This window comes from Streptomyces sp. NPDC015144, assembly GCF_043079735.1.
Classification (GTDB): domain Bacteria; phylum Actinomycetota; class Actinomycetes; order Streptomycetales; family Streptomycetaceae; genus Streptomyces.
Map to the genome: position 1 here is coordinate 91,920 of NZ_JBIBUU010000020.1, position 11,821 is coordinate 103,740.

The 11,821-nt window shown below is 70.4% G+C and carries 10 protein-coding genes; 8 read left to right on the plus strand and 2 right to left on the minus strand.

The window, feature by feature from the left end; genetic code table 11:
* The first annotated feature begins 41 nt into the window (after positions 1 to 41).
* Positions 42 to 872 carry a S1 family peptidase gene (locus ACF08W_RS28370; RefSeq protein WP_392280953.1) on the plus strand — a complete coding sequence of 277 codons (831 nt, stop codon included), beginning with the start codon at positions 42 to 44 and terminating at the stop codon, positions 870 to 872.
* 102 nt (positions 873 to 974) lie between these two features.
* Here ACF08W_RS28370 and ACF08W_RS28375 read toward each other — a convergent pair whose 3' ends face one another.
* Positions 975 to 1,208: a hypothetical protein gene (locus tag ACF08W_RS28375; RefSeq protein WP_352279489.1), complete on the minus strand. Its 234-nt coding sequence runs from the start codon at positions 1,206 to 1,208 to the stop codon at positions 975 to 977.
* 436 nt (positions 1,209 to 1,644) lie between these two features.
* On the opposite strand from ACF08W_RS28375, the gene ACF08W_RS28380 reads away from it, so the two are divergent.
* The 5 genes from ACF08W_RS28380 to ACF08W_RS28400 all read left to right on the plus strand — a co-directional run bounded on the left by ACF08W_RS28380 (position 1,645) and on the right by ACF08W_RS28400 (position 8,021).
* Entirely contained in the window at positions 1,645 to 3,765 is a 2,121-nt protein-coding gene (locus ACF08W_RS28380) for a type IIA DNA topoisomerase subunit B (protein ID WP_385205404.1), read from the plus strand.
* 155 nt (positions 3,766 to 3,920) lie between these two features.
* Entirely contained in the window at positions 3,921 to 5,171 is a 1,251-nt protein-coding gene (locus ACF08W_RS28385) for a sensor histidine kinase (RefSeq protein WP_392280954.1), read from the plus strand.
* A complete protein-coding gene (locus tag ACF08W_RS28390; RefSeq protein ID WP_352279484.1) occupies positions 5,168 to 5,857 on the plus strand; it encodes a response regulator transcription factor in 690 nt (229 codons plus the stop codon). Before ACF08W_RS28385 ends, ACF08W_RS28390 begins: the two co-directional genes overlap by 4 nt.
* A gap of 131 nt (positions 5,858 to 5,988) precedes the next feature.
* Positions 5,989 to 6,432: a DUF485 domain-containing protein gene (locus ACF08W_RS28395; protein WP_385206372.1), complete on the plus strand. Its 444-nt coding sequence runs from the start codon at positions 5,989 to 5,991 to the stop codon at positions 6,430 to 6,432.
* Positions 6,429 to 8,021, plus strand: coding sequence for a cation acetate symporter (locus ACF08W_RS28400; RefSeq protein ID WP_392280955.1), 1,593 nt, complete (start codon positions 6,429 to 6,431; stop codon positions 8,019 to 8,021). The genes ACF08W_RS28395 and ACF08W_RS28400 overlap by 4 nt, the downstream gene beginning before the upstream one ends.
* A 59-nt stretch (positions 8,022 to 8,080) precedes the next feature.
* On the opposite strand, the gene ACF08W_RS28405 is transcribed toward ACF08W_RS28400, so the two are convergent.
* Entirely contained in the window at positions 8,081 to 9,397 is a 1,317-nt protein-coding gene (locus tag ACF08W_RS28405) for a citrate/2-methylcitrate synthase (RefSeq protein WP_392280956.1), read from the minus strand.
* 110 nt (positions 9,398 to 9,507) lie between these two features.
* On the opposite strand from ACF08W_RS28405, the gene ACF08W_RS28410 reads away from it, so the two are divergent.
* The gene (locus tag ACF08W_RS28410) at positions 9,508 to 10,680 is read left to right on the plus strand and encodes a citrate synthase/methylcitrate synthase (RefSeq protein WP_392280957.1); all 1,173 of its coding nucleotides are present in this window, start codon (positions 9,508 to 9,510) and stop codon (positions 10,678 to 10,680) included.
* Positions 10,681 to 10,692: 12 nt separating this feature from the next.
* Positions 10,693 to 11,802 (plus strand): CobW family GTP-binding protein, encoded by a 1,110-nt coding sequence (locus tag ACF08W_RS28415; protein WP_392280958.1) that lies wholly within the window; start codon positions 10,693 to 10,695, stop codon positions 11,800 to 11,802.
* Positions 11,803 to 11,821 lie beyond the last annotated feature (19 nt).

The window sequence follows — 11,821 nt, forward strand, 5'->3', positions numbered from 1 at the left end:
ACTCTGGGTGGGAAAGGTTCACCAGAAAGTCAGGAGTGCGCATGTCCCGTACCGTCTTCCGTGCCCTGCCCGGGGTGTTCGCCCTGGCCACCGCCACGGCCTTGATACCTCTTGGATCGCCCGCGAAAGCCGCCGAGGACGGCATAGTCGTCGGCGGTCAGCCGGCCCATGTCAAGGACAGCCCCTGGACGGTGGCGCTGTCCAGCCGCAGCCGCTTCGGCAACGCGCGTGCCGGCCAGTTCTGCGGGGCTGTCGTGGTGGCGCCGACGAAGGTACTGACCGCCGCGCACTGCCTCAGCAAGGAGGCGCTCGGCGTCGACGTCGGCAGCGTGCACGACCTGCGGATCATCTCGGGCCGGGACACTCTGCTCGGCACCGGAGGCCAGGAGGTCGCGGTACGGGAGACCTGGACGAACCCCGGCTTCGACCCCGCCACGAACGTGGGCGACCTGGCCGTGCTCACTCTCGCCGACGCTCTTCCCGCGAAGAGCGCGATCCCGATGGCCGAATCCGGTGATGCGGCGTACACGCCGGGTACCGACGCGATGGTCTACGGGTGGGGTGACACGACGGGGAACGGCGACTACGCGTCGTCACTGCGCGCGGCGAAGGTGAATGTGCTGTCGGACGCCACGTGCGCGCAGGCCTACCCGGGCGGCAGAAACGGCACGTACGACGCCTCGTCGATGCTGTGCGCGGGCGAACCGCTGGGCGGGTACGACGCGTGCCAGGGCGACAGCGGCGGGCCGCTGGTGGCCCGTGGGCGGCTCATCGGGCTGGTCTCCTGGGGAAACGGCTGCGCGCGGGCGGGGTACCCCGGGGTCTACACCCGGATCTCCGCCGCTATCGGCTGGATGCCGAAAACCGGCTGAGCGGTCCCCTCGTACGGACGCGAGAACGGGCGGCACCCCGTGGGGGGTGCCGCCCGTCGGCCGGTCCGGGACCTGGCCCGCGCTCGTCGTGGATGCGAGGTGTCAGTGCCGTTCCTCTTCGGTGGCCTGGGCCTGTACGGCCGTGAGCCGGTCCGTCTCATCCTGTATTTCCGCGGCGATCTTCTTGAGTTCCGGCTCGAACTTCCGCCCGTGGTGGGCACAGAAGAGCAGTTCACCACCGCTGATCAGGACGACGCGCAGATATGCCTGGGCGCCGCAACGGTCACAGCGGTCTGCTGCGGTCAGCGGGCTCGCGGGGGTCAGAACAGTAGTCACGTCGCCTCTTCTCTAGCTCGACGAGCTGTCGTACCAGGGTCAACATCCAACCAGGCCGAAAACGTTCCCGCTCGTGGCTTTTCTTCGAAACTTCTTCTCAGGATGGCTGTCTGTTGCCGGTTGGCGGCGAATGTGCCGTATTGCGTAGCGCTACGGATTTCGCGTTGCTTGTCTTGGTGGGGCCCTCCCGGCTGGCTTGCCGGTTCGTTCATGAGGACGTGCCCGGAGCCTAAATGGTTCATGCCTGGAAGGGAACGTGATGTTCGCGTCACTCCCGCAAGGCATCGAACGTGTATGCGAGGCTGGACTAGTGTGAGGGGTGACGAAGGGTGGCGTGACAACCGCTCTACCAGGCCTCGGTACCCTCTCAGCGGCGACCGAAGCCGAGCCCGTTACCCACTGGGCCTCATTTGAAATTCAGCGAGGAGCGAACCGCGTGACCGCCGATACGTCCGTGCCGTCCACTGCGCTGCTGACCGGAGCAGACCAAGACGGCTCCAACTACACCGCGCGGCATCTGCTCGTACTCGAGGGGCTCGAAGCGGTTCGCAAACGCCCCGGGATGTACATCGGGTCGACCGACAGCCGCGGCCTCATGCACTGTCTCTGGGAGATCATCGACAATTCCGTCGACGAGGCCCTGGGCGGTTACTGCGACCGGATCGAGGTCATCCTCCACGACGACAACTCCGTGGAGGTCCGGGACAACGGGCGAGGCATTCCGGTCGACGTCGAGCCCAAGACGGGCCTCTCCGGCGTCGAGGTCGTGATGACCAAGCTGCACGCGGGCGGGAAGTTCGGCGGCGGCTCGTACGCCGCGTCGGGCGGTCTGCACGGTGTCGGCGCCTCGGTCGTCAACGCGCTCTCCTCCCGGCTCGACGTCGAGGTCGACCGCAACAGCGCGACGCACTCGATCAGCTTCCGGCGCGGTGTCCCGGGCATCTTCACCGAATCGGGGCCGGACAGCCCGTTCGACCCGGCCAACGGCCTGCTCAAGGGCAAGCGGGTGCCGAAGACGCGCACCGGAACCCGGGTGCGCTACTGGGCGGACCGGCAGATCTTCCTCAAGGACGCCAAGCTCAGCCTGGAGACGCTGTACCAGCGGGCCCGGCAGACGGCCTTCCTCGTTCCGGGGCTCACCATCGTCGTCCGCGACGAACGCGGACTGGACGGTGGCGAGCGGACCGAGGAGACCTTCCGGTTCGACGGCGGGATCAGCGAGTTCTGCGAGTACCTGGCCCAGGACAAGGCGGTCTGCGACGTCCTGCGCCTGAGCGGTCAGGGCACGTTCAAGGAGACCGTGCCGGTGCTCGACGAGCGCGGCCACATGACGGCGACCGAGGTCACGCGCGAACTCGCCGTCGATGTCGCACTGCGCTGGGGCACCGGCTACGACACCAACGTCAAGTCCTTCGTCAACATCATCGCCACCCCCAAGGGTGGCACGCACGTGACCGGATTCGAGCGCTCCGTGACCAAGACGGTCAACGAGGTGCTGCGCTCCGCCAAGCTGCTCCGCGTCGCCGAGGACGACATCGTCAAGGACGACGCGCTGGAGGGCCTGACCGCGGTGGTCACCGTGCGCCTGGCCGAGCCGCAGTTCGAGGGCCAGACCAAGGAGGTGCTCGGCACCTCGGCGGCCAACCGCATCGTCGCCAATGTCGTGTCCAAGGAACTCAAGGCTTTCCTGACCTCGACCAAACGGGATGCGAAGGCCCAGGCCAGGGCGGTCCTGGACAAGGCGGTCGCGGCCGCGCGGACCCGCATCGCGGCCCGTCAGCACAAGGACGCGCAGCGTCGCAAGACGGCGCTGGAGTCCTCCTCGCTGCCGGCCAAGCTCGCCGACTGCCGCAGCGACGACGTGGACCGCAGCGAGCTCTTCATCGTCGAGGGGGACTCCGCGCTCGGCACGGCGAAGCTTGCCCGGAACAGCGAGTTCCAGGCACTGCTGCCGATCCGGGGCAAGATCCTCAACGTTCAGAAGGCCTCCGTCTCGGACATGCTGAAGAACGCCGAGTGCGGGGCGATCATCCAGGTCATAGGAGCAGGGTCGGGCCGGACCTTCGACATCGACGCCGCCCGGTACGGGAAGATCGTCCTGCTGGTGGACGCCGACGTCGACGGTGCGCACATCCGGGTCCTGCTGCTGACGCTGTTCCAGCGGTACATGCGGCCCATGGTCGAGGCGGGACGGGTCTTCGCCGCGGTGCCCCCGCTGCACCGGATCGAGCTGGTCCAGCCGAAGAAGGGCCAGGACAAGTACATCTACACGTACTCGGACAACGAGCTGCGCCAGCGGCTGCTGGAGCTCCAGCGGAAGAACATCCGGTACAAGGACTCGGTCCAGCGCTACAAGGGCTTGGGCGAGATGGACGCCGACCAGCTGGCGGAGACCACGATGGACCCGCGCCACCGCACCCTGCGGAGGATCAACATCGGGGATCTGGACGCGGCCGAGCAGGTCTTCGATCTGCTCATGGGCAATGAAGTGGCTCCCCGCAAGGAATTCATCACCAGCTCCGCCGCGACGCTGGACCGCTCGCGCATCGACGTCTGAGCCGGACAGCGTGTACGTCTCCACGGTTCGAGGCCGTCTCCACCCGCGGGTGGAGACGGCCTCTCCACCCGCGATCAACCCCTGGGCCGATGACCTGTGCCCGGCCGATTCCGTAGCGTCGAAGGCGTCCACCTTCCCGCATCTCGGAGGCCGCCATGTCAGGATTCGCCGACGCGACCGCTGCGCCGCACGCCGGTTCGCCGGGCGGGGCGGTGTCCGGGCCGGGGCGGGAAATACCGCGTGCGACGCCTGCGGTCTGGACCGACTGGCCGACCCGGGAAGCCCTGTCCGGGGCGAGCTACGCCCTGCCCCGCAGGGTGATCACCTGGTCGGTACGGGCGGCGCTGGCAGCCGTCATGCTCTGGGGCACCTTCGGCAGTGGCCGGTTCGGGCCCTGGGCGGTGGTGCTCGGGTTACTGGGTGTGACGGGGTGTGCATTCGTCGGGTGGGCGTTCTTCCGCACCAGTCTCGAACACCGGCTGTGGCCGTCTCTCGGCCTGCTGGCCCTGCTGATGCTGGCGGCCTTCGGCGCGCAACGGGCGGGGGCGGACACCCCCGCGCTGATCCTCTGGTGCGGCTGCGCGGTCACCGCGCTGGAGCGGCTGCCGTTCACGGCGGGCCTTCCGGCCCTGGCCGTGGCGCTCGGCGGGTATGCCCTCATGAGTACCGACGGCCGGCTCGCCACGTTCATGTCCGCAGCGGGTCTCTCGCTGGGGGGCTATGTGCTCCGACTCGATGCGGAGGCCCGGGGGAACGCACAGAGACTCCTCGTGCAGGAACGCGCGGCCCGTGAGGCGGAGGCCGGGAGGGCCGCGCTGGACGAGCGGTCCAGGATCGCGCGCGAGATCCACGATGTGCTCGCCCACAGCCTCTCCGCCCAACTGGTGCATCTGGAAGCGGCGCGGCTGCTGATCGAGCGGGAGCCCGCGGGGGAGTTCCGGGACCAGGTGCTGGACCGGGTCGTGGCCGCCCGTTCCATGGCCCGCGAGGGGCTCGCGGAGACCCGGCAGGCCCTGTCCGCGCTCCGGGGGGAGGTCTCTCCCGTGGAGGACTTCCTGCGCCAACTGCTGGCCGCCGAGCCGACGGGGGTCAGCGTGGAGGGCGAGAAGCGGAGACTGACGCCCGAGACCTCGCAGACGGTCCGGAGAGTGGCGCAGGAAGCCATGACCAATGTGCGCAAACACGCGCCGGGGGCCGACGTGCGCATACGGCTGGAGTACCTGCCGGACGAAGTCGTGCTGGAGGTCAGGGATTCGGGTGGAACAAAGCCCGAGAGGGAGCTGTCGGCCAGCGGCTCCGGATACGGTCTGCTGGGGATGAGGGAGCGGGCCGAACTGATGGGCGGGACGCTGGAGGCCGGTCCGGGTGAGGAGGGGTTCGTGGTGTCTCTGCGGGTGCCCGCGTGAACGCGCGGGTCGTCGTCGCCGACGACCAGTCGGTGGTGCGCGAAGGAATCGTGATGCTGCTGGGGCTGTTGCCCGGGATCGAGGTGGTGGGGGCGGCGCGGGACGGGGAGGAGGCCGTGTCACTCGTGGCGGAGCTGTCCCCGGACGTCGTGCTGATGGATCTGAGAATGCCCCGGTGCGACGGTGCGGAGGCCACGCGGCGGATCCGTAGGGACCATCCGGGCACCCAGGTGGTGGTGCTCACGACGTTCGAGGACGATGATTCGCTCTTCCCCGCGTTGCGGGCCGGGGCCCGTGGGTACTTGACCAAGGACGCCGGCGGCGAGGAGATCGTACGGGCCGTTCAGGCGGTGCTCTCGGGCGACGTCGGCCTCTCGCCCAGTGTGCAGCGCCGTCTGCTTGAGCGCGTGACCGAGACCCCGCCGCCGTCTCCGCAGCCACCTCCGCCGGTGTCCGAGGGGCAACTGCCCGACGGTCTGACACCGCGCGAGCTGGAAGTGCTGGTGCTGATCGCGGAGGGTCTGTCCAACCCGGAGATCGCCCGTCGGCTGTGCATCTCGCAGGCCACCGTGAAGAGCCACATCAACAATCTCTTCGCCAAGACCGGGGTGCGCGACCGGGCGAAGGCGGTTCGTTACGCGTACGTTCGGGGGCTCGCACAGCCGCCCGGGTCGGTTATCACCTGAAGTGGTGAAGTCCGGCAAATGGCTCGTCCGCGTCCTTCCCGATCCGCACATTCTTGAGTACACGGCCGAAGTGGTCCGTGGACTAGGGGAGTTGTTCCGTGGAGAAGGAAGCAGGGCGTGAGGCCGCAGCGATGCGTCTCGACGACCCGTGGTACGACGCGTCGGCCTCCGGATGGGGCGAGCCGGACGGCGTGGGCGGTGCCGCCCACGCCGGGGCGCCCGGGGCGGCGGACCCGCGGCGCGCTCTCAGCGCGGCCGAGATCTATGTGGAGGTGCAGCGCAGCGAGGCGTTCCAGGAAGTGCGCCGACGGTACCGGCGGTTCGTCGTTCCGGCCACCCTCGCCTTCTTCCTCTGGTACCTGGTGTACGTCGTCGCCGCGGTCGCGGTGCCGGGGCTGATGGACCGACCGGTGGTCGGGGCGGTGAACGTCGCGATGCTCGCGGGGATCGGGCAGTTCCTCACCACCTTCCTGCTCACCTGGGCGTACGCGCGTCACGCGCGGCTGCGCAGGGACCGTGCGGCGCTCGATCTGCGCTGGCAGACGCAGGAGATGACGCGGGGGGCCGGACGTTGAACGGCAACCACCAGACGCTGGCGCTCGTCCTGTTCAGCGTCTTCATCGCGGTGACACTCGCCATCACCACCTGGGTGAGCCGCAACCGCCATGGCTCGGCGGAGGAGTTCTACGCGGGCGGGCGGCTGTTCTCCCCGATGGAGAACGGATTCGCCATCGCGGGCGACTACATGTCGGCCGCTTCGTTCCTCGGCATCTCGGGTCTGATCGCACTCTTCGGCTACGACGGCATGCTCTACTCGGTCGGCTTCTTCGTCGCCTGGCTCGTGGTGCTGCTCCTGGTCGCCGAACTCGTCCGGAACTGCGGGCGGTTCACGCTCGCCGACGTGGTGGCGGCGCGGATGGCCGAGCGCCCGGTGCGGATCGCGGTGGGCACGTCCTCCGTCACCGTCTCGGTGCTCTACCTCGTGGCGCAGATGGTGGGCGCGGGCAGTCTTGTGGCGCTCCTCCTCGGCGGGACGAGCGGTGCCGCCCGCTCCTGGACCGTCATCGGGGTCGGGGCGCTCATGGTGATCTACGTGTCGCTCGGCGGTATGCGCGCCACCACCTGGATCCAGATCGTCAAGGCCGTGCTGCTGATGGCGGGCGCGGTCGTGCTGACCGCCCTGGTCCTGGTCCGGTTCCACGGCGACTTCAACGCGGTGCTCGACTCCGCCGCCGGACGGAGCGGGCACGGAAGCCGGTTCCTCTCGCCCGGACTCCTGTACGGAGGCACCTGGACCGCGCGTATCGACTTCATCAGTCTCGGGCTGGCGCTGGTGCTCGGTACGGCCGGTCTGCCGCACATCCTGTCGCGCTTCTACACCGTGCCCACCGCCAGCGCCGCACGCCGCTCGGTCGTCTGGTCGATCGGGCTCATCGGCAGTTTCTACCTGATGACGATCGCGCTCGGGTTCGGGGCGGCCGCCCTGGTCGGCTCCGCCGAGGTACGGGCGTCCAACGCCGCCGGCAACACGGCGGTCCCGCTGCTGGCCCTGGAGCTGGGGGGCGGCGAGGGCTCCACCGGAGGGGCGATCCTCTTCGCCGTGGTCGCCGCGGTCGCCTTCGCGACGATCCTCGCGGTCGTCGCCGGGATCACACTCGCCTCGTCCGCCTCCGTGGCCCACGATCTCTACGCCTCGTTCCGGCGTCCCGGCGCCAAGCAGCACAGTGAGGTCGTCGTGGCCCGGGTGGCCGCCACGGGGATCGGGATCGTCGCCATCGCCCTCGGCCTGCTCGCCCAGGGGCTGAACGTCGCGTTCCTGGTGGGGCTCGCCTTCGCCGTCGCCGCCTCGGCCAACCTCCCGGTGCTGCTGTACTCCCTGTTCTGGCGGGGTTTCACCACGCGTGGGGCGGTCTGGTCCGTCTACGGCGGGCTGATCCCGGCCGTCCTGCTCGTGGTGTTCTCGCCGGTGGTGTCCGGCAGCCCCGCCTCGCTCTTCCCGGGAGCCGACTTCCAGTTCTTCCCGCTGGAGAACCCCGGGCTCGTCTCCATTCCGCTGGGCTTCCTGGCGGGGTGGATCGGAACGGTCACCTCCGGCGAGTCGCCCGACGAGGCCAAGCACGCGGAGACCGAGGTCCGCGCGCTGACCGGCGCGGGCGCGGTGTAGTTACCGGCCCGGCGCGCGCCGGGCCGTCGAAGGCCCCCTCCGTCCGTCACCACCGCCGGTCAACGCGGCGGCCCGTCCGTCACCGCGACGGGCAGTGGTTGCGGCGGACGGGGGCCGTTGTACTGGCCGCTGGGGCGGATGCGCAACGGCCGTTCCCCGTACTCCTCCAGGGCGTGGGCGATCCAGCCGGCCGTGCGGGAGACCGCGAACACCGTCTCACCGGCCTCCGCGGGCATGGCGCAGGAGACCGAGAGCACGGCGAGCGCCAGGTCGACATTGGCGTGCAGGGGGGTGTGCCGGGCGGTCGTGGCGACCACGTCACGTGCTGCCGCGAGCGCGGCAGCGGCCCGGGGCACCCGGTCCAGCTGGGCGAACAGCGCCCCCGCCCTGGGGTCCTCCGAGGTGTAGAGGCGGTGACCGAGTCCGGGCACCCGGCGTCCGGTACGGAGATGGTCCGCGATCACCGGGGCGGCGGAGCCCCGTTCGAGGACCTCGATCAGCATGCGGTGCGCCAGCCCGCTCGCCGCCCCGTGCAGCGGGCCCTCCAGGACCCCGAGACCCGCGGAGACCACCGCGTACGGATGGGCGTGGGCGGACGCCGCGACCCTGGCGGCCAGCGTCGATGCCGCGAGATCGTGGTCGATCAGCAGGGCGAGCGCCGTGTCCAGCACGGAGAGCGCCGCCTCGTCGACGGGCAGGGCGGTGAGTTTCGGCCATAGTTGCCGGGCCAGTCCGCCCGTTCCGGAGGGCGGTCCGCCGGTCGCCCCGGCATCCTGCTGTCCACCCGCGGCCACGGGCAGGGCGGCGACCAGGGTAGGGACGAGACCTCGTGCGGCGGCGAGCACCGATTCCCGCGAGAGGTCGAAGCGGAGCGGATCGGTGGTGGCCGCGGCGACCACGGCCACCCGCAGCCGGTCCGTCGATCCGCTGTGCGCGGGCAGCGCGTCGACCGCCCGGCGGGCCGCGGCCAGGGCCTCGGCGGGCGCCGTGAAGCGGATGCCGGGCCGTAGCTCGCCGGTCCAGAGCCACTCGGCGACCTCTTCGCAGCCGTAGTGCCGGGCCAGTTCGGTCGCGTCGACGCCGCGGAAGTAGTAGCGGTCGTTCTCGATGAGCGTGATGCCGGTGCGGAAGACCGGATCGCCGGTGGCGGGGGAGGGCGGTTTCCGGTTCGTCCGCCGGGCCAGTGCGTCGATCTCCGCGGCGTCGTACGTGCTGCCGCGCCCGCCCGGGGCGCGTGTGCTGCTCAGTTGGCCCCGACTGACGTACGCGTACAACGTCTCCGGCTTCACACCGAGCCGTTCGGCGGCCTCCCGGGTGCTGAGGCGCTGGGCGGCCACCGCCTCCGGACCGCTGCTGGACGCTGCTTGATCCTTCATGCCGTCAACCCTATCCATATTGATTCAATCAATGTTGACAGGATTGAAGTCAATCATGGATGGTCGAAATCAATCCCAGAAAAGACCCGCCGGGTGCACATGGAGGAAAAATGCCGACCACGAACAGCGGAACCCCGCCCCTCGACGTGCCCCGGGGGCTCGCGGGTGTCGTCGTCACCGACACCGCCCTCGGGGACGTCCGGGGGCGCGAGGGCTTCTACCACTACCGCCAGTACTCCGCGATCGAGCTGGCGCGGGCCCGGAGTTTCGAGGATGTCTGGTACCTGATGTCCGAGGGCGCGCTGCCCGACGCGGAAGCCCGTACCGCGTTCGCCGCCCGCACCGCCGCGCTGCGGCGGCTGCCCGCCGAGGTGGGGGAGATGCTGCCCGCCCTCGCACGGGCCGGAGCCGCGAGCGGACCGCTGGCCGGTCTGCGTACCGCCCTCTCGCTCCTGGGCGCCTCGGCCGGGCTGCGGCCGGTGTACGACATCGGTCCCGACGAGCGCCGGGCCGACGCGCTGGCGCTCTGCGCCGCCGTCCCCACGGTGCTCACCGCCCTCCACCGGATCGGCCGGGGCCTCGAACCGGTGGAGCCGCGCGAGGACCTGCCGCACGCGGCCAACTACCTGTACATGCTCACCGGCTCCGTACCGGACGAGGCCCGCGCCAGGGCCGTGGAGCAGTACTTGATCTCGGCCGTCGACCACGGCTTCAACGCCTCGACGTTCACCGGCCGGGTCGTCGCCTCCACCGGCGCCGATGTGGCCGCCTGCCTGGTGGCGGCCGTCGGCGCGCTCTCCGGGCCGCTGCACGGCGGGGCGCCGAGCCGGGCGCTCGACACCCTGGACGCCATCGGCACCCCCGACCGGATCGACGGCTGGATCCGGGAGCGGGTGCTCGCGGGCGAGCGGATCATGGGGTTCGGGCACCCCGTCTACCGCACCGAGGACCCCCGCTCACGGATGCTGCGGGGCATCGCCCAGGGCTTCGGCGGCCCGCTGGTCGACCTGGCCGTCGAGGTCGAGCGCCGGGTCGAGGCGATCCTCGCCGAACTCAAGCCCGGCCGGGAGCTGCACACCAACGTGGAGTTCTACGCCGGAGTCGTCATGGAGCTGTGCGGACTGCCGCGCGAGATGTTCACCCCGACGTTCTGTGTGGCGCGAGTGGTCGGCTGGAGCGCCAATATCCTGGAGCAGGCGGAGGACTCCAAGATCATCCGCCCGGCGGCCCGCTACGTCGGTACGCGCCCGCCGCAGCCGGTCCCCGCACTCCGAGGCGCCTGAGAGAGGTATCCGTTGAACGCGTCGTCCCAGCCCCGCAGGCAGCAGATCCCGGTCATCGTCCTCGCGGGGTTCCTGGGATCGGGCAAGACGACGCTCCTCAACCACCTGCTCCGCAACCGTGCCGGGAGCCGGATCGGGGTGATCGTCAACGATTTCGGCGCCATCGAGATCGACGCCATGACCGTCTCCGGGCAGGTCGGCTCCACGGTCTCGCTGGGCAACGGCTGCCTGTGCTGCGCGGTCGACGCGAGCGAGCTCGACACCTTCCTGGAGACGCTGACCGGGCCCGCCGCCCGGCTCGACGTGATCGTCATCGAGGCCAGCGGGCTGGCCGAGCCGCAGGAACTCGTACGGATGCTCCTGGCCAGCGACAATCCGCACATCGTGTACGGGGGACTGGTGGAGGTCGTCGACGCGGCGGAGTTCGACGCCACCCGGGCGCGCCATCCGGAGCTCGACCGCCACCTCGCCGTCGCCGACCTCGTCGTGCTCAACAAGACCGACCGGGTCGGCGGCGAGGAACAGGACCGCGTCCGGGAGGCCGTCGCCGCGGCCGGTGCCCGCGCCGGCGGCGCCCCCGCCGTCGTCTCCGCGACGTACGGCCGGATCGACCCCGAGCTGCTCTTCGACCCGGCGCTGCGGCCGGACGGTGAGGAGAAGACGCGCCAGCTCAGCTTCGAGGACCTGCTCCTGGCGGAGCGGGACGACGAGGGCGGCGACGGACACGCGCACCACCTCCACGCCGCGTACGACAGCGTCTCCTTCACCGCGGACGTGCCGATGAACCCGCACCGGCTGATGGAGTTCCTCGACTCTCGGCCGCAGGGGCTCTACCGGATCAAGGGCTTCGTCGACTTCGGCACCGGCGACCGGACCAACAAGTACGTCCTGCACGCCGTCGGCCGGTTCCTGCGGTTCGAGCCGCAGCCCTGGAAGCGCGGCGAGCGGCGCGCCACCCAGCTGGTGCTGATCGGCTCGGGCATCGCCCCGGAGGCCCTGGGCAAGGAGCTGGCCGACTGCCGGGAGAGCGAGGACCCGGGAACGACGCAGGACGCCGCACATGAACGGAGCATGTGGGGCGTCCTGCGGTACGTACGACAGCCCGGCGACGACGACGCGTAGACACGCGCCCGGCGCCGGG

What these genes read in the sequence shown, in the direction of transcription:
- ACF08W_RS28370 (WP_392280953.1), top strand. Translation starts at nt 42, where the DNA reads ATGTCCCGTACCGTCTTCCGTGCCCTGCCCGGGGTGTTCGCCCTGGCC.
- ACF08W_RS28385 (WP_392280954.1), top strand. Translation starts at nt 3,921, where the DNA reads ATGTCAGGATTCGCCGACGCGACCGCTGCGCCGCACGCCGGTTCGCCG.
- ACF08W_RS28395 (WP_385206372.1), top strand. Translation starts at nt 5,989, where the DNA reads ATGCGTCTCGACGACCCGTGGTACGACGCGTCGGCCTCCGGATGGGGC.
- ACF08W_RS28405 (WP_392280956.1), bottom strand. Translation starts at nt 9,397, where the DNA reads ATGAAGGATCAAGCAGCGTCCAGCAGCGGTCCGGAGGCGGTGGCCGCC.
- ACF08W_RS28410 (WP_392280957.1), top strand. Translation starts at nt 9,508, where the DNA reads ATGCCGACCACGAACAGCGGAACCCCGCCCCTCGACGTGCCCCGGGGG.